This window comes from Limnohabitans sp. YIMB22184, from assembly GCF_048020265.1.
Taxonomy (GTDB): Bacteria; Pseudomonadota; Gammaproteobacteria; order Burkholderiales; family Burkholderiaceae_C; genus Limnohabitans_A.
Genome location: NZ_CP171843.1, coordinates 983,932 through 1,008,730, shown reverse-complemented (window position 1 = coordinate 1,008,730; position 24,799 = coordinate 983,932). Strand labels below are relative to the sequence as shown.

Here is a 24,799-nt window from a genome sequence, read left to right as displayed (position 1 = left end):
GCCGCCATGAAAATTTCCACCTCGTTCCTGTTTGACCGCGCCACCGAGCGCATGAGCAAGATCCAAAACAAGCTGGCTACCACCCAGGCCCAGCTGGCCGAATCCAAACAAATCCTTTCGCCCAGCGATGCGCCCGACCAGGCGGCGGCTATTCAGCGCCTGAAAGGTGAAGTGGAGCGGCAAGACAGCCACATGCGCACGCTCGATGTGGCCATGCGCCGATACACCGCCGAGGAAACCGCGCTGTCGGCCTCCAACGACATACTGATCCGATTGAAAGAGTTGGGCCTGCAGGCGGCCAACGACACCTTGGCACCCGATGACCGCAAAGCCGTCAGCGTCGAGATGAAAGCGCTACGCGACCAATTGCTGAGCCTGGGCAATACGCGTGACGACAGTGGCAACTACCTGTTTTCGGGCACCCGGGTGAACACGCCTGCTTTTGCCGAATCGGCCAACGGTGATGTGGTCTACCAAGGTGACCAGACGCAGACCCGCATTCCCGCCGGTGTGGAACGCACGGTCCAGTTCACCCGTGCGGGCACCGACGTGTTCAGCCGCGTGGTGCGCGAAAACCCAGACCGAACCACGACCAGTGTCGGCTTTTTTGACGCCCTCGACCAAATGATCGATGGCGTCAACAGCAGCCAGACGGGCAAGATCCAGCAAGGCATTGCCGACCTGATCCAAATGCACAACAGCCTGACGCTGTCGCAGGCGCAAAACGGTTCAGACCAAATCGTGGTTCAGTCGCAATTGGATGTGCTCAGCGAGACCTCGCTGCGCTTCAAGTCCACGCTGTCGGAAATCGAAGACCTGGACTACACAGAAGCTGTGACCCGCATGAACAAGGAAATGACCGCCATGGAAGCCGCCATGAGCAGCTTTGCCAAAATCTCCGGTTTGTCACTTTTTGATTACATCCGGGGCTGAGTACAGCGCTGTCCCTTCATTTTCTGCTGGTGGTGCCGATTCACTGAGTTGACCGCTTCAGCCACCACCACATCCAAGCTACACCATGGCCTCCACCAACAACATCGTCAGCACACTCGGGGCCGGTTCGGGCATCGATATCAAAGCCCTGGCCCAAAGCTTGGTGGACGCTGAAAAAACGCCTAAAAAAGAGCGCATCGACGCCAAGATCGCTGAATCAGAGGCCAGGATCACCGGCTACGGAGCCGTCAAGTACGCCCTGTCAGAGCTCAAAAATGCGTTTGGCAAACTCAACGACGCCAGCGAGTTCAACGCCATCAAACCGGCCAACACCCAGGCAGGCGCTTTTGGCGTGACCGCCAGCACCACGGCCGACGCGGGCAGCTACAACATCGAGGTGTTGCAAACAGCCCTGGCACAGCGCACGGCCAGCAGCACCTTTGCCGACCGCGCCACCCCACTGAACGTCGTCAGCCCAGCCACCACGGGCAGCGCCTTCGCGTTGAACCTGACCATCGGCGGTGTAGACAAAGGCGACATCCAAATCACCAACCCCAGCCCGGCTGGTATGGTCAGTGCCATCAATGGCGCCAAACTGGGCGTGACGGCGCAGCTCATCAACACCGGCAGTGGCTACACCGTGGTGGTCACGGGCGAGACCGGTGCAGCCCAGACCTTCAGCCTGACCAGCAAAGACAGCAGTGGCGCAGCCGTGCCGGGCGTCGCGTTCAGCACCTCGCTGCAAACGGCCACCGATGCCAGCATCAAAGTCAACGGACTGGCGATGACGCGCAGCAGCAACACCATCAACGATGTGGTGGAAGGCGTCACCCTCGACCTGTATGCCACCACCACAGGCCCCGCACGCCTGGACTTGAACCGTGACACGGCAGGGATCAAAGACAACATCAAAGCCTTGGTCACGGCCTACAACGACTTTGAGGAAACGCTCAAGGTTTTGGGCGACCGAGAAAGCGAAGTGGAAGAGTTCGGTGGCTCCTTGGCGGGCGAGAGCTTGTTGCAGTCGATCCGCTCACAAGTGCGCGCCATGATCACCGACACCTCCAGCACTGCGGGCACCAACATCAAGGCAGCCCGCAACGTGGGCCTGAGCATTGACCGCTACGGCAAACTGAGCCTGGACGAGAGCAAACTCGACGCGGCTTTGCAAGCGAACTTTGCAGAGGTCTCGACCATGTTCAGTGCGGGCACCAACAACCAAAGCATCTACAGCCCGGCCCCTGCTGGTTTGGCGGGCGATGCGATCAATAAAATTGAAAAAATGCTGCTCTCGAGCGGCATGATCGAGACGCAGAGCCAAAACGCGAGCACCAAGATCGCCAAGTACAAGGAAGAGCTGGCGACACTGGAAGACCGCATGGAAAAGTTGCTCAGCCGTTACATGGCGCAATTCAGCGTGATGGAGAGCATCGTCGGCAACAGCAACAGCACCCGCGAAGGCCTCAAAGGCACATTTGAAGGCATGATGAAAGCCTACAGCAGCTGAGCCAACGCGGTGCGCCGCGGCCCGGGCCGCAGCTTAAGCCAGTTGGCGCAATTGACTGGTGATTTGGTTGACCTGACGCAACTTGACCCGGTCAAGCCCAAAAGATTGCGCAGCCGGGCTGGAAAACAGCGCCGCATGCTCCAGAAACAACAATCGGTTTTGCGGCAACAACAATTTGTCTGCCGCCGCCGGCTGGGTTGGAGCCCACTCGCGGGACAGGGCCTCGGTGAGCTCTTGCTGGGTTTGCGGCAAGGTGCTGGCCAAGATGTCCGCCTCTTGCACCAGCACAGCCAGGCAATCCACCTGGCGCAGATCAAAAGCACGCGAGCGCACCGCCAAATGGCTGGCTTTGACGCGCACGGGATCGGTGGCCATGATGCAGTGCGCCAGCTGCTGGCGATCCTCGTCTGACAAACGCGCTGCTGTCATCAGAGGTTGCAGGTCTTGCACGGCGCGCGCCTCGAACTCACCGGGCTGCGCGTTGGTGCCACCCGGATGCAGAAAGTCGTGCCCCGCCATGATGCACAGCGCCATCGCACCTACCCCCGGTTGGCGTGCGCCGGGCACCTTCAAAACACCCGATGCCTTGAGTAAAAAACTCATGCACACCAGCGTGTCTGCAATGTGCAAACGGTTGTGGTAAGCGGGCTCCTGGCCCAGTGCATGACGCTGCGCACCATCGCGTTCAACCTGCTCGACCACCGAGCGGCCAAAACTCAACAAGGTGTGGGCATGCGAGCCCGCACGCGGCGTGCCCAGATCCAGCTGTTGCCAGGCACGCTCGAACACCAAAGGCAAACCTGGCCATTTGTTCGGCCATGGCCGACGTAAATTGCGCAGCGACACATTGAGTTGCTGCAAAGTAGGCATCGCCGCCAAAAGAGGGGTGTCAACCATGTCAGACTTTCGTACGCAAAGCGTTTTGCATGTTTTGCTGGAGCATCATGGCTTCGAATACGGCCGTCAAAATCGGCGAAGCCGTCTTGAGCATGCCACGCAAGCCTTCGGCCGTGATCTCCAAAAGGACTGTGCCGTCACCCGCCAATGCGGTGGCGCCTCGGATACCGCCTTGGAGCATGGCCTGCTCGCCAAACGAGTCCCCTTCACGCAAGGTGGCAAACACGGCGCCGGTGTTTTTATCGGCCATGCGAATCGTGCCAGACTGGATGAAGTACAGCTTGTCCGCCGGCTCGCCAGCTTTGAAAAGAATTTGGCCCTCTTCGAGCCGTATTTCGTCAAAAGAACTCATGACAGCAATGGCGGAGGTGTCGTCAGTTGAAGTGTTCGCATGACGGTGGATTTGAGGATACCTTTGAGGCCTGGTGGCATGTTTTTCACCAGCTTAGAAATCACGTAGATCGGGAATACGCGCACCTGCACGTCGTCCACCGCAATCGCGTCCATGTTGTAGGGCAAACCACCCACGCCTTCGGCCAGGCCGATCACGCTGCCGGGTCCCAGGCGGTAGATGTCATCGCCTTTGACTCCCAGCACAGAGCCCTTGATCACGAAATAGGCCGAACTGACCGACTCGCCCTGGCGGGCGAAACGGGTCTTGGCCCGGATCAGCGAGGTGCTCAGCTCAGACGATCCCCACAAGGAAAAATACAAACGCTCGTTGGCATTGAGCTTGCCTGAGTGATACAGCTGCAAACTTTGCTCGCTGTACGGGTCGCGCACGCCCAAAGCGTGCAGGTGCTCGATGTTCACGGAAAAGGAAGCGGCAACAAACTTGTTGGTGCTCATGCCACCCTCCGGCAAAGAGGCTTTAAAAATTGAAAACGTTTCAGGCCACCCACAAACGCCCACCCTTGTCTTTGTCAACGAAAACGGACTCAAAACCGAGCCAGCCGCATGCGACTGAATGTTGCAGATGCAACACCAAAGCCAACATTCTACATGAATATAAAGTAATTAACAATTTTAAGCAAGTCTTTCAAGTCTTTAGTATTTATACCAATAAATGAATCAATAATGCCAATTTTGCCAACATCATGGTTATGATGAGGAGCGTGCACCGATCTGTGCACCGGCGCACCGTCACAGTGCGGTCTCCCCTTATCCCTGCTTTGCATTGCCCATGAATCACCTCAGCGTCAACATTCGCCTTTTCCTTTTGGTCGGGTTGCTTTCACTGGTTTCGATCGTTGTGGGACTGATGGGCTTGCGGGGCATGTCGGAAACGGTGGGCGGCTTGCGCACGGTGTACGAAGACCGCGTGGTGCCCTTGCGCGACCTCAAGGTCATTGCAGACCTGTATGCCGTGAACATCGTGGACATGACGCACAAAGTCCGCAACGGCAACATCGACTGGGCAGAAGCGCGCAAGAACCTGCAAGACGCGCGCCAAGGCATCCAGAAAACCTGGACCGCTTACAAAGCCACGTTTTTGGTGGAAGAAGAGAAAAAATTGGTGGCCAGCATCGAGCCCATGCTGGCAGAAGCTGAAGCCTCCATCAACCAACTCCAAACCATCCTGGAGGATGAAGACCGCAAGGCCATCGCGCGCTACACCATCGACACCTTGTACCCGGTGATTGACCCGATCAGCACCAAATTTTCTGAATTGATTGAGGTCCAGCTGAACGTCGCCAAGGCCGAATACCTCAGCTCGCGCGAACAATATGAGCAATCCAAACTGATCAGCATTTTGCTGCTGACTGGCGGCACCTTGGCCGGCATTTTGCTGGCTTGGCGAATCGTCGGCTCTGTGGTCAACCCCTTGCGTTTGATGCAGGAAACCGCACAGCGCGTGTCGCTCAACTTTGATTACGCCAGTCGCATCGAAGTGACGCAAAACGACGAGGTAGGCCAAACGGCCCATGCCTTCAACACCTTGCTCCAAGCCCAGCAAACCGCTGTTGGCCAGGTCAATGCGGTCGTTCAACACCTGGCCAACGGCAACTTGGACCAGCGCATTGAAGGCGATATGCGTGGCGATTTGGCGGTGATGAAGTCCGCCATCAACAATTCACTGGACACGGTGCAGCAGACCATGCGGGGCTTCAACGGCTTGTCGCAAGCGCTTTTGCACGGACAGTTCGATCACACGATCGACGCCAGCCTAAGCCGCGGCGAATTCCGAGAAAGCCTGCAGCAAGCCAGCGTGGCTCTGCAGGCCTTGCACCGCATGATTGGCAATGTGGATGGGGTGATGGGTGCGGTGGCCAGTGGCGACTTGACACAACGGGTGGACACCGACGCCACGGGTGACCTGCTGCGCCTCAAGCGCAACATCAACAGCTCGCTCGAAGCCCTGGGCCAGGCCTTGGGCGCTGTGCACAACAGCACCCGACAAGTGGCCGCTGCCGCCAACCAAACCAGCACCGCGATCGGCCAAATTTCGGACGGCGCGCAAAACCAGACCCACGCCATTGGCCAAGTGGCTCTGGCCATCAAACACACGGCTGAGTCGGTGACCGATGTTTCGCGCAACACGGCCATCGCGAGCCAAAAGTCACGTGAATCCATGGCCATCATGCAAACCGGCATGGGCAAAATGGGCCAAATGGTGCAGGTGGTGAACAACATCTCCGTGCACTCTGACAAGATCAATAAGATCACCGAAGTCATCGAGAAAATCGCCAACAAAACCAACCTGCTGTCCTTGAACGCCGCCATTGAAGCGGCTCGGGCTGGCGAGCACGGCAAGGGATTTTCAGTGGTGGCTGAAGAGGTGGGCAAACTGGCCGCCAGCAGTGCCGAGAGCTCGCAGGAAATTGGCCGCTTGGTGCAACAAGCTGTGGCCGAAACCGCACATGCCGTTCAAGTGGTGCAAGAGGTCAGCCGGGACATGTCCATGATCGAGCAGGGCTCACAGCAAACCGACCAGATGCTGCAGCGCATTTCCTCTGCACTGGAGCAGCAATCGGCCGCGGTTGAAGAAATCAACTCCAACCTGGGCAGCCTGGACCGCATCGCCATCAGCAACGCGTCGGCCTCCGAGGAAATCACGGCCACGGTCATGGAGTTGTCCAAACTTGCCGAACAAACGCGCCAGGATTTGGGGCGGTTCCGCGTCTAAACCTTCCAACGCACGCCTCTTTCAGGTGCGCCCCATCTGTCATTTTTGAGGATGCCCCCAGTGCCACGTCACTTTTCTGGCCGGGGTGCAACACAAGTCTGATATTTGACGGATACTCGAATTTGTAGTTTTTTACATTTTTAGTTTTTCCTTGAGTCGCTGGAATCTCCCATTGAGCAAACACCCTTCTTTGAGCCCACAGACCTCACGCTGGGTTTGGGCCTTGCTGCTGTGCTGGTTGGCCTACAGCTTTGGCACTTTGGCTTGGTATTTGCTTAGTGATCCTGCGTTCATGGGTGGTATTTGCAGAGAAAGATGACATGAGTTCGACACCAAGTTTGTCCACTTCAGGGCACACAGACCAGATTCTTCAGCCGCAGCGCGCGGCGGCAGACCGCATCATGCTGAGCATGATGGTCTTTTTGTTGGCGGTCTGTTTTGGCGTGGGCTGGATGACCGACAGCGTCACCCTGGCGCTGCTGGTGGGCGTGCCGGCTTGGCTGGTGCCTGCTGCCATCTACAAAATGGCACCGGGCTCGCTGGCCTCCAGGTTGGCGATTGCCTGCGCGTTGATGGTCTTTTCGGCGCTGACCATCCAGCAAACCCAAGGCACTGTGGAGAGCCATTTCGGTATCTTCACACTGCTGGCCTTCTTGCTTTACTACCGCGACTGGCGCCCGATCGTGGCCGCCGCCGGCCTGATCGCCGTGCATCACGTGGTTTTTGGCTACTTGCAACTCATGAACGCCGGCGGCATCACCTTGTTGCCAGGCCAAGTGCACATCATGGTGGTTGCCGTGCATGCCGCTTATGTCGTTTTTGAGGCTGCGGTCCTGATTTTCATGGCCACCATTTTGAAACGCGAAGCCGTGGAGTCGGCTCTGGTGGCCGAGTTGTCCGGTCAAATCAGCGAAGGGGATTTCTCTGCGCGCGGGCCTGCGGTGGATGCGGTCGAATTCCCGCTGCTGCACAAAGTCTCCATGATGCAAAAGTCGCTGCAGTCCACACTGCAAGACATCGTGGGCGTGATGACGGCCGTGGCCCAAGGCCACCTGGACCGTCGCGTCACGGTCGAGGCGCGTGGCGATTTGGGTGCGTTGAAAGAAAACATCAACCAAAGCATCCACGTCCAGCAATCGGTGTTCCAAGACATCACCCAAGTCATGCAAGGCGTGGCACAAGGCGACTTTGCGATGCGCGTCACCGCCGAAGCCAAGGGCGAACTCAACACCTTGAAGCAAAACATCAACCAAAGCATGGCGGCCCAGCAGACCGTGTTCCTGGACATCCGCCAAGTGATGCAGGGATTGGCGCAAGGTAACTTGCAGCGGCGTGTATCTGCGCAGGCCCTGGGCGACTTGAACGAGCTCAAAGAGAACATCAACCAGTCACTGGACGCGCTGCGTGCGGCCATGACCACCATTCACCAAAACGCCCGCCAAGTGGCTGCAGCGTCTGGCGAGGCCTCCAACGCCATCGGTCAAATCTCTGACGGAGCGCGTCATCAAACCGACGCCATCAGCCAAGTTTCGATGGCCGTGCGTCAAACGGTGACTTCGGTGTCCGAGGTGTCGGAAAACACCGAAATCGCGAGCCAGAAGTCTCGCCAGTCCTTCACCTTGGTGCGCGGCAGCATGGTCAAGATGGACGAGATGGTCAAGGTGGTCAACAACATCGCCACCAACTCCGAAAAGATCAACAAGATCACCGAGGTGATCGAAAAAATTGCCAACAAGACCAACCTGCTGTCGCTCAATGCGGCCATCGAGGCAGCACGTGCAGGAGAACACGGCAAAGGCTTTGCGGTCGTAGCCGATGAAGTGGGCAAACTGGCGCTCAACAGCGCCGAGAGCTCACAAGAAATTGCGGTACTTGTCAAACAAGCCGTGGAAGAAGCCCGCAGCGCCGTGACCGCCGTGATGGATGTCAGCCAGGACATGTCTGGCATCGAGCGCGAAACCCAGGCCACCGACCAAATGCTGCAACGCATCGCCTCGGCCCTGGTGCAACAAAGTGCGGCGGTTGAACAGATCAACGTGAACCTGAACAACCTGGACCAAATTGCCCGCAGCAACTCGGCCGCATCCGAAGAGATCGCCGCCACCGTGGTTGAACTGTCCAAGATTGCAGATGCGACCCGCCGCGAGGTGCAGCGCTTCGAGACTTGATCCTGTGAGGCGGCAAGCGACACCTGCCGCCCTGCCCCTCTTGGCTGGCGTTCATCGCCAGCCCCATGATAAAAGGCCCTGAAGATCAGGGCCTTTTATCATGGAACAGCCACACGGTCAGGCCAGCCTGCCCGTAGACCTGCGCGGCCTGAAGTGATGTGTCGCAGTTCAGAGCCTGGATTCGAGCAACTGACGCACCTGAGCGACCAGATCCACGCCTTTGAAAGGCTTGGGCAAGCTGGCATCTGCACCGGGCACTTGGATGGTATCGATGCCGTAGCGTTGCATGATGTTGCGTGTGCTGCCCGAAACCACGATGACCGGCACATCTGGGCGGACCTGGCGCAATTGCTGCACGAAGTCGATGCCGTTCATCTTGGGCATCACCAAGTCGGTGATGATGAGGTCGATGGGCTGGGCGTCCAGACATTCCAGGGCGTGCTGCCCATTGGCTGCAGTGATGACGTTGTAACCCTGGATTTCCAACATTTCTTGCACACCTGCTCGCAGCAACTCCTCGTCATCGACAAGCAAAATGGTGGCGGTGTTTGGTGACATGGTCATGGGGAATGAGATGTGATGAATCAGGCTTGGCTGCAGGGCAAGCTGATGGTGAATGTGGTGCCCTGACCGGGCGCTGAGACGCAATCAATGGCTCCGCCCATTTGGGTGATGATGCTGCGCACCATGGCCAAGCCCAGGCCCGTGCCTTTGCCCACTTCTTTGGTAGTGAAGAAGGGCTCGAAAATTCGGGACATGATTTCAGGCGGAATACCGTCACCGTTGTCCGACACGGCAATCGTCACATGCGTGGCGTCTGGCCGGCCGAGTTGGATGCGGATCAAGCCATCGCGGCGGTCGCCAATCGCATGGCTGCCATTGACACACAAATTGACAATGACTTGCTGCAAGGTGCCGCTTTGTCCGCGCAGGATCACGCCAGGACCCAACGCTTGCGCGTCCACCACGATGTCAATGCCTTTGAGTGTCGCCTGCAGCAAGCCCTGGGTTTCCTCGATCACGGGCAGCAACTCGAAAGGCACCAGCACTTCGGCTTCATCGTGCACACTGCCGTCTTCTTCCAGTCGCTTGCGCTCACGCCCCAGAGCATTGAGCTTGAGCACGATGTCGCGCGCACGGGTTGTGGCTTGCAAAATGGCCGACAGGTTTTTGGCCGCCTTTGTCTCGCTGCCCAGTTTCATCTCCACCAGCTCGGCGTGGTTTTGAATCACACCCAACAGGTTGTTGAAGTCGTGCGCCACACCAGCCGCCAATTGCCCCAACGCATCGAGTCGCTGTGACTGCTCCACCTTTTGAACCATGCGCAGGTTTTCGGCTTCCTTTTCCTTGATCTCGCGCATGTCCTTGATGGTCACCACAGCGCCGGTGAGCCGGTTATAGGGGTCTACCAAGGGGGACGCCGTCAAGACCACGGGCAGCAAGCTCTCTTGCTCGCGGTGCAACACCATCCAATCGATGTTGTGCATGCGCCGAATCATGAAAGCGCTCAAAGCGTCCAGGTCAGGGATGAGCCAAACCATCATGTCGTCTTTGCCGGAGGAAGCCTGCGGCACCAGCAAGGTTGGCAAACGCATCACCGGAGCATTGCCTGCGCGCCAAGCCACCTCGATCACCAGCGGATCGTGGCCTGCGTTTTCCACTTCTGTCTGGTCACGCAGTGCCAACAATTCACGGCTGGTCTGCTCGGCCAGCAGCAAAGGCTCAGGGGTGGACTGCGGTGCAACCGTCAAACCCAGCAAGGCGCACGCTGTTGGCGTGGCCCACTTCAGGCGCCCCATGCGATTCGCATACAACAAGGGAATAGGCAAGGACTGCACCAAGCCCGGGTCTTGCGCCAGGTCTTGCACCAATCGGCGCAACAGCCAGGCGGTCTGCAAAGGCAGCCAATACGCCAGATCGTGGCCTTTTTGCTGGCCCGGCAAAAGCTGGTGAACAGGCTGCAAGGCGGTGCTGGACTTGTCACTGCCCAGCAAATTGAGTGCCATCGGGTTGGCGCTGATCACGCGGCCATGCCGATCCAAACGCAACACGCCGTCTTGCATGGCATCCATGCTCATCTCGAGCAACTGGTGCTGGGCGCGAATTTCTTCACCCTTGTTCACCAAGCTGGAGACGTCGTGCAAGTTGATCACCGTTTGCTGTGGCATGCCTGTGGCGTCGGCCAAGAACGACGAACTCACACGCACAGGAATGTGAGTGCCCGAGCGGTTACGGAGCTTGGCGATCATGGCCTCTTCGTCGCCGGGCGTGAGTTTTTGCAAGGTGGTGGAATTGGCCACACCCCAAGGCAAATCGCGCTCGCCGCGCACAAGCACCAGCGTCACCCGCTCACCCACCAGGCGGTGGTTGATCAAGCTGACCTCGACTTGGTGCACCGGCTGACCCGCATGGAAACGCATGGCCATGGGCTGGCCAGAGCCCGAACGGTAGTAACTGTCGTCGCTTGCCAAGAGCGACTGCAACTCTTGCAACTCGTCCGCAGGGACTTCTTGCAACAGCGTCCAAAAAGAACGGCCCTTGAGCTGGTCGATGCCGCAACCGAGCAACTGCGCCATGCGGTGGTTGGCCTGAAGAATCTGGCCATCGGCATCGATGACGGCAGCGCCCAACAGGTTGTCGGTCAAAACCTGCCAATACGCCTGGGGGTTTTCAACACCCAGCCGCGTCAGCATGTGACCGTAGCCCTTGAAAATCGACAACAACCGCGTCTCATCTTCTTCAAACAGCAAACTGCTGGGCTGACCGATCAACAGGTCACGGTCGAAGCCCGTGAGCTTGAGCAGCGCAGGGTTGCAATCCTGGATGCGTCCGGCCCGGTCCACCACCACCAGCCCGCTGTGCATATTGCCCAAGATGTCGTTGACATAGCCCATCTGCTTTTTCAAAGCCACTTCACTGGCTTGCAGCTTTTCGTGGTGGCTTTGCAGTTCACGGGTCAATTCATTGGCGCGGGCCAATGAGGCTTGCAGCGTCTCGCGTGCACTGGCCGACTGCATCGCCACCGCGATGGCCGCCGACACAGGCTCCATCAAAGCCTCCAGCTGGTGCGGCAGTGCGCGCACCGCCGTCAGCAGCAAAATTCCCCGAACCTGGGCCTCGATCACCAGGGGCACCAACACCGTGTCGGCCCCCTCGGTGCGCCGCACGAACTGCAAAATTGCCGAGGGAATTTCAGCGTTGCGCAAAATCGTTTGACTCGCTGCCAAGGCCTGCAAACCGGCATAACTGCAGCCCAGCCACTCGGGCAAAGCCTGCTGCCCCTCGGCCGAACTTTGCCGGTGCAGCTTGCACTCGGCATGCAAACGCTGGGTGGCTGGGTCAAACTCCAAAACATAAACCGCGCAAGCGCTCAAACCCAAGAAGCGGGTCAAAGTTTGGGACACGCGATCGGCCAGAGCCTGCGGCGTGTGGTCGTGGCGCACCGTGTCGTGAATGAGCGCCAGGCCTTGGTCGCGCCATGAGCGCTCTTCATGCTCGCGCTGTGCCGCTTGCAAGTTGGCCACCACCTTGGCCAAGTCGCTCCAAGCCCCTTGGCCCGCTTCACCATGCCCCAAAACGGCATAGGCCTGGTCATGCTGGCCCTCGGCCATCATGCGCGTGACGCGGGCCAACTCGGCGGGCGAGACACCCAAATGACGCTGCTCAAGGCGCCACCAAGACCCTGCGGCCCAAAGAATGACAAAACACGCGAAAACAACCGCGAAAAACCACACGCCCAAGCCTTGTGGTGAACCCAAACCCACAACCACACCCAAAACCAAAGTAGCCACTACCACCCAGCCCAACCAAACTTTGGGCGACCATGCGCGAAACAGATTCATAGAGTCGTTGTCTTGGAAGTGGAAAAGGCTATCAAAGTATGAAAAATAAAACTACAAACAATTCTTCGGTAAGTGCGAGAAGTTTTCATTTTAATTTACATAGCATCATTATTGGCGATTTTATTGATAGAATTGGCAATGATACGGAGAATATTTGAATGACCACGATTTTGCTTGTTGATGACGAGGATCTGTTGCGCGAAGGCGTGCGCGAGATTCTGGAATTTTCGGACTTCCAGGTCATCGAAGCACGTGACGGCATGGAGGCTTTGGAGCTTTTTGCGATCAACAACGTCGACTTGGTCATTTCCGACATCGTGATGCCCAACATGGATGGGGTGGACTTTGTTTCGCGCCTGCGGGAATCTTTCCCAGCAGTGCCGATTTTGACGATTTCCGGGGGCAGCCGTGTGGTCAGCGCCCGCTTTGGTCTGGACTCTGCGCTGCTTTCAGGCGCCAACGACAGCCTGACAAAACCCTTCACGGCGGTTCAACTGCTGGAAAAAGTCAACCACCTGCTGGCCGTCAACTGACCTTGTCCATGCACACGCCCGCCAGCACAAGCGCCAACAGGGCCGACAGCCGCAGCAACGCGACAGAGCTTGACATTGCGCCCAGTGTCACTTCTGATTTCGAAAAAGCCAAAGTTCTCCTGGTTGACGACAGCCGCCTGATCCGCATGGGTTTGCGCCGTTCACTGGTGGAAATCGGCTTGACCGATATCACCGAAGCCGGTGATGGTCGAGAGGCCATCGAAACGCTGGTGCGAGAACACTTCGACTTGATGCTGCTGGACATGGAAATGCCTGAAATGAACGGCATGGAAGTTCTGGCTGTGCTGCGCGACACCCCGCACCACCCCTGGCCGCCTGTGATCGTGATCTCTGGCGGCACCAGCTTGGACGATGCGGTGCGCTGCATCGAGTTGGGGGCAGAAGACTACCTGTCCAAACCTTTCAACCCGGTGTTATTGCGTGCGCGCGTCAAAACATCGGTCGAACGCAAACGCTTGCGCGATCAAGAAGCGCTGCGCATGCGCCAACTCAAGCGACAACACGAAGCCCTGGCCTCCGAGCAGGCCAAAACCGAACAGCTTTTGCTGAACATCTTGCCCCGCAAGATCGCGCAGCGCCTGAAAGCGGGCGAAGAGCACATCGCCGACGCCTTTCCCAACGTGAGCGTGTTGTTTGCCGACATGGTGGGCTTCACAGCCATGTCGCGAACCATGACCGCAAGCGCCCTGGTCGAGGTATTGGGCGACTTGTTCTCGCGCTTTGACCTGATCACCGAAAAGCACGGGCTTGAAAAAATCAAAACCATTGGCGACTGCTACATGCTGGCCGGTGGCGTGCCTGAGCCCAGCGACGACCATGCCCATGCCGTGATCGATGCAGCGCTCGAATTTTGTACCGCACTGGAAGACATGCGCGAGCGCACCGGCGGTGCCCTGCGCATGCGCATCGGCGTGCACAGCGGCCCAATCGTGGCGGGTGTGATCGGTTTGCGCAAATTTACCTACGACCTGTGGGGCGACACCGTCAACGTTGCAAGCCGCATGGAGTCGACCGGAGAGCCAGGACGTATACACGTTTCAGTCAACACCGCGAACCTGATTCGCCATGATTTCAAGCTGGAGTCGCGTGGCTCCATCGAAGTCAAGAGTCTGGGACAGGTCGAAACCTTTTTTGTCAACGGACGCAACTGAACTGAATATTCGCGGTTTTCCATGGCTCACTGAAAAACAGCTGCGGACCGCTCATCACAAGAGGAAGCCATGGCGAGACAACACATCCAACCCACCCAGCAAGAAAGGCTGATGCGTGACGATGATTTCATCGTCTCCAAAGCCGATCTCAAAGGCCGCATCACTTACAGCAACCAAGTGTTCGCCGAGTTCTCGGGCTTTACCGAAGCTGAATTCATGGGCAAGCAGCACAACCTGGTGCGTCACCCGGACATGCCACGTTGCATTTTCAAGTTGCTGTGGCAGCACATCGAAGACGGTCAGGAAATTTTCGCGTACGTCAAAAATCTGTGCAAAGACGGCTCGTTTTACTGGGTGCTGGCCAACGTCACCCCCTCACGCGATGCCCAAGGCAAAGTGGTGGGTTACTACTCGGTGCGCCGCAAACCCAATCCCAAGGCAGTGGCTGTGATTATCCCGCTGTACAAGCAACTTTTGCAGACCGAACAAAACGCAGGCGCACGCGACGCCATCGCGGCCTCTTTGGGCCAAATGCACAACCTCTTGAAAGAAAAGGGCGTCAGCTATGAGCGCTTCATCCTCGACCTCCAAGCACTTTGACATCAGCCCCCTGGTCTTGCTGGGCTCGACCGGCGGTTTGGGACTTGTGGCAGCCGGCATCGCGGTGTGGCAATCGCCGGACAACTATGCGCTGATGACCTTGTTGGCTGTGATCGCCGTGCTTTTGTTGGCAGGTCTCAAAGCATGCGCCAATGAAAATGCGCAGCTCGAGCGCATCAACCACGTCTTGTCAGAAGCCGCGCAAGGGCAGCTCGAAGCCCGCATCACAGGCATCCCCAATTCAGGCCGTCTGGTGGATGCCGCCTGGCGCATCAACGACGTGCTCGACCAGATTGAAGCGGTGTTCCGCGAATCCATCACCGTGGTCTCGCGCATGGGCGAAGGTGACTTCTCCCGTCACCCACAACCAGCGGGTCTGCGCGGGCTTTATCCCCAAGTTCTGGCGCGCATTGCCACCGTCCAAAAGAACATGGAAACCACCGTGCAATTGCTCAGCCAAAGCATGCGCGGCATGGCCCAAGGCAACTTTGACCTGCGCTTGTCCACACAAGGCCAGTCGGGGCAGTTTTTGAGCATCCTGACCGATGCCCGCGCCACCGTCGAGGTGCTGGACAACCTCATCGGTGACGTGGTGCGGGTGATGGACGCCGTCTCTCGCGGCGACCTGAGCCACCGTGTGCACGCCGAAGGTGCTGGCGACCTGGGCAAGCTCAAAAACGACATCAACCAATCGTTAGAGGCCTTGGCTGTGTCGATGCGACAAATCGGTGAAAACGCCCAGCAGGTGGCTGGCGCGGCCAACGACACCAGCACGGCGATTGGTCAACTGGCCGATGGCGCGCAAAGCCAGACCCAATTCATTGGGCACATGGTCAGCGCCATCCGTCAAACCGCTGCAGCCGTCAGTGACATTGCCTCCAACACCGAACACGCCAGCCGCCAAGCCCAAGAGTCCACCACCATCGTGCGCGACGGCCAGCACAAAATGGTGCAGATGGTGGATGTGGTCAACGGCATCGCCCTGAGCTCGGAAAAGATCAACAAGATCACCGACGTGATCGAAAAAATTGCCAACAAAACCAATCTGCTGTCCTTGAACGCGGCGATTGAAGCCGCGCGCGCTGGCGAGCACGGCAAAGGGTTTGCCGTGGTGGCCGACGAAGTGGGCAAGCTCGCCGCCAGCAGCGCCGACAGCACCAAAGAAATCACACAACTCATCCAACAAGCCAGCCAGCAGGCCAAAGAAGCCGTGGTGGCGGTCAAAGAAGTCAGCTCTGACATGGAACGCATCGTGAAAGCGTCCACCCAAACCGACGGCATGCTGCAACGCATTTCGGCTTCGGTGGAAGAGCAAACGCGAATGATCCAAGAGATCAACAGCAGCGTGGAAAACCTCGAACTGATCGCCCGCAGCAACTCTGCGGCCTCTGAGGAACTGGCCGCTTCCATGATCGAGTTGTCCAAGGTGGCGGACTCCACCCGCAGCGAAATCACCAAGTTCAGCACCTAAGGCACCGAGACCTCACACCATGGAACTGGTCCTTTTCGACATTCAAGACAACCGCTTCGCACTGCGTGCCTCGGCCGTGAGCCAGGTGCTGGAGTCTTTGGCGATCACCCCCCTGCCCTATGCGCCTGCGGAAGTGGAGGGCTTGGTCAATGTGGCCGGTACGGTGCTGCTCAAGATCGACCTGGCCCTGCGCCTGGGCATGGGCCAACGCGCAGCCGACCCGCATGGCAATTTGCTCGTGGTCATGACTGGCCACGAAAACATCGCCGTGCAAGTGGACCGTGTGCACAACAAGATCAACCTGGACGAATCGCTGCTCACGCCCTATGTCGACCCGGGCCAGCACAACCTGGTTTGCGGCGAGTTCACGCTGAACGAACGCATGGTGCTGTTGCTGGACGAACGTTCCCTCGACATGCGCCAAATGGACCCCACAGGCGTGCCCGAGGGCGGCGGCGGTCTGATCGGTTTTGACCTGAACGACAACCATCACACCGAAGCCGCCAAACAGTCCAACCTGGATATGGCCACGGTCACGGTCGAAGACAGCGACGAAACCTATGCCTTGCACATGGCCCATGTGCAAGAAATCGTCGAGATCGGTCCCCTGACCCAACTGCCCGGCGCAACACACGAAGTGCAAGGCCTGATGCAGCTGCGCGGCCAGGCTTTGTTGGTGGTGTCGCTGGGCGGCTTGCTCAACCGGCCCAACATCACCCCTGCCCGTTTTGTCCTGGTGGTCAAAGTACAAGGCCTCCAACTGGGGGTGAGCGTGTCTGCCATATTGGGCATTGAACGCTACGCCCGCGATGCGGTTCAGTCGGTGGCCGGTTCGCACGATGCGCAGCTGGAGGGTTACCTCAATGGCGCGGCCACACGCGAGGGTCACATGACCGGCCTGTTGTCCATGACCGGATTGTTGTCGCCACAAGCCATTGCCCATTACCAGCGCTTTTTGACCCAGCAAACCACCTTCATGCTCCACAACAACCACTTAGCAGCCAGCGCTGTGCGCCGCATGCTGTCCTTCAGACTCGGGAGTGAACGCTGCGCCCTGCCCTTGGGCCTGGTGGATCGGGTTGAAGAGTACAGCCCCAGTGTTGATCTGCCCGAGGGCGACAAAAGCCTCAGCGGAGTCATTCAGATCAAAGGCGAGATAGCGCCCGTGATTGACCTGCGTGGCATGCTGGGTGTCCAGCCCCTTGAGACCTCCTCATACGTGGTGGTGCGGGTCGACAACGAGCCCTGGGCTTTGATTGTGGACCGCATCGAGCGTGTGATCGATATCGAGGAAGCCAACATCACCCCCGTTCGGAATCAACAAAACGACTATCTGAACGAAGTCGGCAAACTCGACGGTGAATTGATTTCACTCATCACCTTGGCCCCCCTGACCTTGGCCGCCAAGCGTCAAATGAAATAAAAAAACTGTGACACAAGACAAGAAAGTCAACGATTTGCTGAGCCAGATGCGGTCTGCGGTGGACACGGCGCGGGCCGTCACTTCGGCTGCGCCTGCACCCAACTTCAACATGCAGGCGGCCAAGCCCATGCAGACCCTGAGCAACCCTGAAGAGCCCAGCCAATCACGCGCCCTGCTGCTGCTGATCAACGAGTTGATGGCCGGGGTGGAGACACGCTTTGGCATCAAGCCAGGCACTCTAGTGGAGCGCAAGTTGGTGCGCATTTTCAAAGACATGCCCATGGCCACGTTGAAAGACTGGGTCGAGAGCATGAACAACTGCTCGCCTGAACACTCGGAATGGCAGTCCTTGGTCGAAAACTTGACGGTGCACGAAACCTACTTCTGCCGCGATCCAGACCTGATGGGCATGCTTGCCGATGACATCTTGCCGCACCTGCTGAATCTGCGAAAGACACAAAAACAGCTGCAAATTTGGTCGGCCGCCAGCTCCACCGGCGAAGAGGTCTATGACCTGACTTTTTCGGCCCTGCGTGCCATGCAAAAAGCAGGCTTTGCGCGTTTGTTTGAGGGCAAGCTGGTGCCCGAATCGGGCTGGGGCGTGTTCTCTTTTGGCACCGACATTTCCAACCAAGCCTTGCGCACAGCCAAAGCGGCGATTTATGGCGACTTGGGCATGGGCTCGTTTCGCAACCTGCCCGACGACTGGAAGGCGATGTTTGAAGACGTGAGGATTGCACCGGCCAACGCGATGCCAGGTGTCAATTACTTCAAAATCCGCGAGTGGGTGCGCCAGTGCACCCGCTTCGAGCGCTTCAACCTGATGAACAACCGTCCGCCCGTGATGGGCATGGACTTGGTGTTCTGCCGCAACGTGTTGATTTACTTCGAAGACCCGATCAAAAAAGCCGTACAAACCATGTTGGCGCGGTCCATGTCGCCCGGTGGCGTTCTGGTATTGGGGGCTTCGGTGCAAATGCTGGTGCCTGAGTACTTTGAATCACGCCTGGGCAAAGGTGGCCCTTGGTATGTGAGAAACGACACCCGCGTATGATCAGACTGCTTATTTCAGACGATTCGGCATTCATGCGCATTGCCATCCGCAAGATGGTGGAGAGCGAGCCGGACATCGAGGTGGTGGGTGAGGCCAAGACGGGACAAATGTGTGTCGAGATGGCACGCGAGCTGCGCCCGGACGTCATCACCATGGACGTGGAAATGCCCGTGATGGATGGCCTGGAAGCCACCAAACAAATCATGGCCACCACGCCTTGCCCCATCATCATGCTCAGCAGCCTGACCGAGCGCAATTCGGTTACCACCATCCGCGCGTTGGAGCTGGGCGCCGTCGATTTCATTGCCAAGAAGTCTTCCTTTGTGCAGCTCGACATCGTTCAGATCGGTGCCGATCTGGTGGAAAAGCTGCGCTACTGGGGCAAAAAGAAAACCCGCCTGAGCTCCGTCAGAGGTTTTGGCAGCAGCGCATTGGCGCCGGTGACCAAAGCGGCAACCGGCCAGCGCCAACTGCGCAGCGTGACCGGCGGACAACCTGCAGGTTTGGTGGTGCTTGGCATCTCCACAGGCGGGCCGGCCACTTTGCCCCAGGTGCTCAAAGCCATGGGCCGTTTGGGCTGCCCTATGGTGGTGGCCCAACACATGCCGCCCATGTTCACCAGTGGTTTCGCAGCGCATTTGCGCAGCGAGACCGGCCTGGACGTGGTGGAGAGCACAGAGCAAATGGAGCTCAAGCCCGGCATGGTGGTGATCGCCAAAGGCGGCACCGACGTGGTGGTGCGCGAGCCTTTCCCGGGCAAGTTGATGCTCTACCAAAAAACCGATTTACAGGCCAGCATCCACCCCAACGCCGATGTGCTGTTTCGCTCCGCTGCAGCCGCCTCGTGTCCTGTTGTGGCCGTGGTGATGACCGGCATGGGCAGCGATGGCATGCTGGGTGTCAAAGACCTGGTGGCCCGTAAAAACAGCCACGTGCTGGCCCAAGACCCCGACAGCTGCATCGTCGACGGCATGCCATCTTCGACCATCAATGCAGGCCTGGCCACGGCTGTCTTGTCCCCCCAAGAGATTGGCACACGCCTGTCCCGCTTGTGCGCCAGCCGCACAATTTCTTCTTTCAAAACCTCTGCTTTATAGAGAATGCCCCATGACCAAGAAACGCATACTCATTGTTGACGACTCCTTTGTGATGCGCGCCCTGTTGCGTGGCATCGTGACCTCCGATCCTGACTTTGAAGTTGCCGGTGAAGCCACCAACGGCTTGGAAGCGCTGCAGCAAGTCAAAGAGGTGGCACCCGACCTGGTGTTGCTCGACATCGAAATGCCCCATATGGATGGCATCGAGTGCATCAAGCGCCTGCGCCTGATGAGCAAGGTGCCTGTGATCATCGTGTCCTCGGTGGCGCAAGCAGGTTCGCCGCAAGCCATCGAAGCGCGTAAATTTGGTGCGGCCGAAGTGATTGCCAAACCATCTGGCGCCATGAGTCTTGACCTCAATGCCAAAAAAGGCCACGAGATCGTCACCGCTTCTCGCCGAGTGCTGGGTCTGTCGTAAAAAAGGCTTTGCCTGTTATTCGACACTAAGCTCGAAAGGAGTGTGGGACCGTGTCTGACGATTTTCTGGAAACCATCTGGGCGCAGTACGCAGTTGAGACCGAAGAACACATTGAAAGCATTGAGTCCTTGCTCGTCAAGGCAGACGCAGAGTCGCTCAATGCCGAAGAGGTGTCGGGGCTCTTCAGAGCATTTCATTCACTCAAAGGCCTGAGTCGGGTCATGGAGTTGGGCGCACTGGAGTCGGTGGCCCACCGTTGCGAAGACCTGCTGGGCATGGTGCGCGAGGGCACAGCCTCGCTGGACAAAAACACCGTCGATTTGTTGCTGCGCTCGCTGGATGCCATCAAGGTGTTGTGCGAAAAGGCTGTGGCCGAACGCGCCGACGGCGAAAAGCCCATGGCATTGCTGGCTGAGCTGGAACGCGCTTTCAAAATGGTCAGCCAAGGCCAGGCTTTGACCGTGGCAACTGCTGGCGAAATTGCCGCAGCCACACCCGCCGTGGCCGCTGCAGACGCAAGCGGATCTGACCCCGCTGGGAACGCCAGTGCGCCTGCTGGCCACGAGGAAGGCGCATCGTCGGCCAACAACCAGACCGCTGCGCCATCTGCAGCAGCCTCACAGGCCCCCGTACGCACGGAGCCCAGCAAAGCCGCCGACGGCAAGACCGATAACCGCCAGGTGGTGTTCTTGCGCCTGATCAGCAATGGTTTGCCGATCCTGGAGCGACTGGCCAGCTCGATCGCCTCCAAACAGGAAGCGCCACAAATCTTGGCCGTGGCCAACGACATCCGTCAGCCCTTGAACTGGATGCTCAAAGGCTCCAACAGCCTGGGTTATGCAGGTCTGAACACCCGGATCGAGGAAATCTTGGCGGCTTTGCCGGTGTCAGAAGACATCTCTCAAGCCGACGGCGAGCGCATGGTGGACGTGATCGTCGCCTTCCTCGACGACCTCAAAACCTTGGGCGAAACGACCGGCGTGGATCTGGGTGGCGAATCACTGGCCAAAGTGCTGGCCCGCACACTCAAAGAAAATCTGCTGCACCACTTGAACCAAGTCGAGGAATTGCTGCAAGCCCTCGAAGCACCCGGTGATGTGCAAGACGAAGAATTGGCCAACCTGCTGTCCCAGCGGTTTTCCCGCATTGATGGCTATTTGTCCTCGCTCTACCCACAGTCCCGCACCGATGTGCCCTTGCTGCTGGTGGACGCCTTTGCCCGCGCAGGCCGCAACCAAATGGGCATTTACAGCGAGGTCATCACGCTGTGCCGCGACGCCTTGCAATTCATCCGCGAGTTGCTGGGCACCAGCGGCCGCCAGCCCCTGAAGCAAGCCCCCCTGAAGGCGGCAGACGAACGTCTGCACCAGCGCATCCGAGACTATCTGTGGTCACACGACGACGCGGGCGACACCCCGGTGGACACCGTGCGCCAATTTGTCGCCACGATGAACATCCCGTCCGAGTTGTCCGAGCTGCTCTCACCCGACAACACGCGCGAATTGATGGAACTGATTCAGGACGGCAATCTGGCCTACCTGATCAAGGCACACCTTGAATCGTCTGAGAATGCGGCCACCGCATTTTTGGAATGGGTTCACGACAAAGGGCGTGTGATCACCAACCGCACCTTGATCGAAGACAACCTGAGCTGGTACGAGATGTTGTTTATCTCCAAAGCCCCGCGTGCCGCCATCGAACAAGACCTGCGCACCATTGACCAGGGTGCTGGCCATATCCTGTTGCTGGGTGAGTTGGGCAAAGACCCCATCAAACCGACTTCATCAGCCAAAGCCGCGGCGCCTGCAACAGCGGCCACTGCGGCGGCGGCTGCAGCACCTGCGGCCAGTGCAGCGCCCAAGGCAACGCCCACTGCCCCTGCAGCTGCGCCCGCCGTCAACCCTGCACAGGTCATCGCAGCAGCACCCGCAAAAGCAGCAGCGGCCACGCCCACCCCAGTGGAAGCCGCCGCGCCCTCCACCGAAGTGGCGGTGTCCAAACCGGCTGCGGCTCCTGCTGCACGTGCCTCGACTCCCACTGCGGCCAACGCATCGTCCAACGTGATCCGTGTGCCGGGCGAAATGCTCGACCAGTTCATGAACCAAATTGGCGAGATGGTGCTGGTGCGGGGCCAACTGGCCCACATCATCGGTGACCAGCGCGTGCGCGAAGGCCTGCACAAGCTGCGCCACCAAGAAAATCAAGCCAAAGACGCCCAAAGCCAATTGCTCGATTTGCAGCAGTTGGCCGAAAATTTGGACGACCAGCTGCGCCGCCTGCAAGAAACGGACGCGCTGATCCAGGGCGCCTTGTCCCGCCTGCAAGACAGCGTCATGGGTTTGCGTGTGGTGCCTGTGGAATTGGTGTTCAAGCGCTTTCCACGCATGGTGCGCGACTTGGCCTTGGCCCAGGGCAAACAAATTCGTCTGGAGCTGATCGGACAAGAGGTCAAGATCGACAAAGCCATGGTGGAATCCCTGGCCGATCCCCTGCTGCACATGGTGCGCAACAGCGCTGACCATGGTGTGGAAAAACCCGAAGAGCGCCGTGAGGCCGGCAAGCCCGAAGAAGCGGTCATCCGCATCCAGGCCGAGCAGCAAGGCAGCCGGATTTTGATCCGCGTGATTGACGACGGCAAAGGCATTGACCCCGAGCGCGTTCGCCGCAAAGCGGTTGACCGTGGTTTGGTGAAAGAAGAAGACAGCCTGCTCATGAGCAAGGAAGATGTCTTGGGCTTCATCTTCCGGCCCGCTTTCAGCACAGCCGATGTGGTCACAGAAACTTCGGGCCGTGGCGTGGGCATGGACGTGGTGCGCACCAGCGTCATGCGTCTGGGCGGCACCATCCACCTCGACTCGGAAGTGGGTCGCGGCACCACCTTCACCATGCAGATGCCCCTGTCTGCAGCCGTGCAAGAGGTGCTGCTGGTCAACACCGCCAACCAGACCATGGCCATCCCCGGTCGCTATGTGGCCGAACTGGTCGAAGTCAGCCCCCACGAGTACCAAACCGTGAAGGGCCGCACCGCCATCTTGCTGCGCGGCAACTTCTTGCCGATCGTGCGGCTCGAAGAGGTGCTGGGCTACCCGCCTGTCGAAAAGCAATCACACCGCTACGTGGTGGTGCTCAGCGATGGTCAACGCACACTGGGTGTGTCGGTGCAAGAGTTTGTGGGACGCCAAGAGCTGTTCACCAAAGACATCCATCCGCGCTTGGCAGCATTGCCAGGTGTGGGCGGCGCCAGCATTTTGGGCGATGGTCGGGTGGTGTTGATTTTGGACGCCGCAGCGCTTTACCGTTTGGCAGAAAACCTGCAAACCCCACACCACTTGCCCGTGAGTGCTTGATCCAACCCGGCCATGGCACAGTACCTCCACATCCGGATTGAAGACATTGACCTCTTGCTGCCTGCACTGCAGGTGCATGAGGTCATCGGTCTTGAAGACGAAGAACGTCCCACGGATGGCCATGCCATCTGGCGTGACCAAGTGCTGGCGGCCTTTGATTTGGGGCAAGTTTTGCAGCGCTGTGACGCAGGCGGCAAAAGGTCCTATGGCGTGGTGTACAGCCCTGAACTTTCAGACGCACCACCCGTGCTGATGTTGATCGATGAGGTCATGGGTTTGAGAAACCCACAGCGCGAACAGTTGCACAAGCTGCCCGGCGCCATGAACCACAGCCATGCCTTGTTTGATGGCATCTGGATCGACAGCGCCCATGGCCACAAAGCTTATTGCTTGAAAACGCAGTTGCCACTGAACTTCTGGGCTTGATTGGGCAAATGTTGCTTTGACATTGGCCAATTTGCGCGAACGCAAAACTTCAGTGACAAGTTTGCCCGGCCTGGGCGACTGGCCTTGAACTGGTCAGTTGCTTGGCATGTTGCTGAGGTCTTCGTCAACATCGGACTTGCGCTCAGCAGCACTCAGCTCCTTGCGCAGAAACTTCAACACTTCAATTTCAAAAGTCAGACCGATATCAGACTTGCACACCGTGTCTGCCAACTGTTGCATCGAGGTGATGGCTTGCTCTGTTGACAATTCGGTGCGCTGGTATTTGGCGCCGAACAGAAATGCCCGGTCAGCATATTCAGGGGGCAGATACACCCAGATGTCGCTCTTGCCTGAACGAACTTTTTGGAAGACTTCAGCCTTGGGCAGTGGCGGTGGTTCTGTGCTTTTGGCCACCGCAAAGGCCGCCATTTGTTGCCAATCGGCGGTGCGTTCCGCACCCGCGATGAAGGTTTTGTCCAGGGCAGCGCAGCACAACAAAGCCATGCCACGGCGCAAACTGTTGGCTTCAAAGGTGTCAGCGGTCAAAGCCGTCACCTTCTCAAAGGCTTGCTTTGCGCGCTTTTTGAGAACCTCTGGTGACTCGGAACCCTTGAACAGCGAAAACATGAAGACCTGTTAAAAAATGCGGTCGCTGCCACTTGCACGACGCCGATGGAACAAACGCACCCACACCTTGATCAGCGGGGAGCTTGGACAAAAGACCTACTTGCAGTATAAGCGTTAATGTCGATATTGTGAATTTCTTTCGGCCAAAAAAGAATTT

General features: G+C 58.2%; 20 protein-coding genes. 14 read left to right on the top strand and 6 right to left on the bottom strand.

Features of this window, described 5'->3' with window-relative positions:
• Nucleotides 1-6: 6 nt before the first annotated feature.
• Both flgL and fliD read left to right on the top strand, forming a co-directional pair.
• Nucleotides 7-933, top strand: coding sequence for a flagellar hook-associated protein FlgL (gene flgL, locus ACHEXL_RS04775; protein ID WP_416560877.1), 927 nt, complete (start codon nt 7-9; stop codon nt 931-933).
• Nucleotides 934-1,018: 85 nt separating this feature from the next.
• Nucleotides 1,019-2,440, top strand: a complete 1,422-nt coding sequence (gene fliD / locus ACHEXL_RS04770) for a flagellar filament capping protein FliD (protein ID WP_416560876.1) — start codon at nt 1,019-1,021, stop codon at nt 2,438-2,440.
• Between the two features lie 33 nt (nt 2,441-2,473).
• Here fliD and ACHEXL_RS04765 read toward each other — a convergent pair whose 3' ends face one another.
• The 3 genes from ACHEXL_RS04765 to ACHEXL_RS04755 are packed head-to-tail and all read right to left on the bottom strand — an operon-like array spanning nt 2,474 to nt 4,186.
• Complete coding sequence (locus ACHEXL_RS04765) at nt 2,474-3,337, bottom strand: hypothetical protein (RefSeq protein WP_416560875.1); 864 nt, start codon at nt 3,335-3,337, stop codon at nt 2,474-2,476.
• 1 nt (nt 3,338) lies between these two features.
• Nucleotides 3,339-3,689 (bottom strand): cyclic nucleotide-binding domain-containing protein, encoded by a 351-nt coding sequence (locus ACHEXL_RS04760; protein WP_416560874.1) that lies wholly within the window; start codon nt 3,687-3,689, stop codon nt 3,339-3,341.
• Nucleotides 3,686-4,186: a Crp/Fnr family transcriptional regulator gene (locus tag ACHEXL_RS04755; protein ID WP_416560873.1), complete on the bottom strand. Its 501-nt coding sequence runs from the start codon at nt 4,184-4,186 to the stop codon at nt 3,686-3,688. The genes ACHEXL_RS04760 and ACHEXL_RS04755 overlap by 4 nt, the downstream gene beginning before the upstream one ends.
• A 334-nt stretch (nt 4,187-4,520) precedes the next feature.
• On the opposite strand from ACHEXL_RS04755, the gene ACHEXL_RS04750 reads away from it, so the two are divergent.
• Nucleotides 4,521-6,464: a HAMP domain-containing methyl-accepting chemotaxis protein gene (locus ACHEXL_RS04750; protein WP_416560872.1), complete on the top strand. Its 1,944-nt coding sequence runs from the start codon at nt 4,521-4,523 to the stop codon at nt 6,462-6,464.
• A 320-nt stretch (nt 6,465-6,784) separates the two neighbouring features.
• The gene (locus tag ACHEXL_RS04745; protein WP_416560871.1) at nt 6,785-8,632 is read left to right on the top strand and encodes a methyl-accepting chemotaxis protein; all 1,848 of its coding nucleotides are present in this window, start codon (nt 6,785-6,787) and stop codon (nt 8,630-8,632) included.
• Between the two features lie 168 nt (nt 8,633-8,800).
• Here the strand turns inward: ACHEXL_RS04745 and ACHEXL_RS04740 are convergent, their stop codons facing one another.
• Nucleotides 8,801-9,196, bottom strand: coding sequence for a response regulator (locus ACHEXL_RS04740; RefSeq protein WP_416560870.1), 396 nt, complete (start codon nt 9,194-9,196; stop codon nt 8,801-8,803).
• A 20-nt stretch (nt 9,197-9,216) separates the two neighbouring features.
• Complete coding sequence (locus ACHEXL_RS04735) at nt 9,217-12,474, bottom strand: ATP-binding protein (RefSeq protein ID WP_416560869.1); 3,258 nt, start codon at nt 12,472-12,474, stop codon at nt 9,217-9,219.
• Between the two features lie 158 nt (nt 12,475-12,632).
• Between ACHEXL_RS04735 and ACHEXL_RS04730 the strand changes: the two genes are divergently transcribed.
• The 10 genes from ACHEXL_RS04730 to ACHEXL_RS04685 all read left to right on the top strand — a co-directional run bounded on the left by ACHEXL_RS04730 (nt 12,633) and on the right by ACHEXL_RS04685 (nt 24,015).
• Nucleotides 12,633-13,007, top strand: a complete 375-nt coding sequence (locus ACHEXL_RS04730; protein ID WP_019431189.1) for a response regulator transcription factor — start codon at nt 12,633-12,635, stop codon at nt 13,005-13,007.
• Between the two features lie 8 nt (nt 13,008-13,015).
• Nucleotides 13,016-14,179 (top strand): adenylate/guanylate cyclase domain-containing protein, encoded by a 1,164-nt coding sequence (locus ACHEXL_RS04725; protein ID WP_416560868.1) that lies wholly within the window; start codon nt 13,016-13,018, stop codon nt 14,177-14,179.
• Between the two features lie 69 nt (nt 14,180-14,248).
• Complete coding sequence (locus ACHEXL_RS04720; protein WP_416560867.1) at nt 14,249-14,779, top strand: PAS domain-containing protein; 531 nt, start codon at nt 14,249-14,251, stop codon at nt 14,777-14,779.
• On the top strand, nt 14,745-16,250 hold the full coding sequence (locus ACHEXL_RS04715; RefSeq protein WP_416560866.1) for a methyl-accepting chemotaxis protein: 1,506 nt from the start codon (nt 14,745-14,747) through the stop codon (nt 16,248-16,250). Before ACHEXL_RS04720 ends, ACHEXL_RS04715 begins: the two co-directional genes overlap by 35 nt.
• Nucleotides 16,251-16,269: 19 nt before the next feature.
• Nucleotides 16,270-17,673, top strand: a complete 1,404-nt coding sequence (locus ACHEXL_RS04710) for a chemotaxis protein CheW (protein ID WP_416560865.1) — start codon at nt 16,270-16,272, stop codon at nt 17,671-17,673.
• A gap of 7 nt (nt 17,674-17,680) precedes the next feature.
• A complete protein-coding gene (locus ACHEXL_RS04705; RefSeq protein ID WP_416560864.1) occupies nt 17,681-18,727 on the top strand; it encodes a CheR family methyltransferase in 1,047 nt (348 codons plus the stop codon).
• Complete coding sequence (gene cheB / locus ACHEXL_RS04700) at nt 18,724-19,824, top strand: chemotaxis-specific protein-glutamate methyltransferase CheB (RefSeq protein ID WP_416560863.1); 1,101 nt, start codon at nt 18,724-18,726, stop codon at nt 19,822-19,824. Before ACHEXL_RS04705 ends, cheB begins: the two co-directional genes overlap by 4 nt.
• 10 nt (nt 19,825-19,834) lie before the next feature.
• A complete protein-coding gene (locus ACHEXL_RS04695; RefSeq protein WP_416560862.1) occupies nt 19,835-20,242 on the top strand; it encodes a response regulator in 408 nt (135 codons plus the stop codon).
• Nucleotides 20,243-20,292: 50 nt separating this feature from the next.
• Nucleotides 20,293-23,589, top strand: a complete 3,297-nt coding sequence (locus tag ACHEXL_RS04690; protein WP_416560861.1) for a chemotaxis protein CheA — start codon at nt 20,293-20,295, stop codon at nt 23,587-23,589.
• Between the two features lie 12 nt (nt 23,590-23,601).
• Nucleotides 23,602-24,015, top strand: coding sequence for a chemotaxis protein CheW (locus ACHEXL_RS04685; protein WP_416560860.1), 414 nt, complete (start codon nt 23,602-23,604; stop codon nt 24,013-24,015).
• 93 nt (nt 24,016-24,108) lie between these two features.
• Here the strand turns inward: ACHEXL_RS04685 and ACHEXL_RS04680 are convergent, their stop codons facing one another.
• Complete coding sequence (locus tag ACHEXL_RS04680) at nt 24,109-24,561, bottom strand: hypothetical protein (protein ID WP_416560859.1); 453 nt, start codon at nt 24,559-24,561, stop codon at nt 24,109-24,111.
• Between the last annotated feature and the right edge of the window lie 238 nt (nt 24,562-24,799).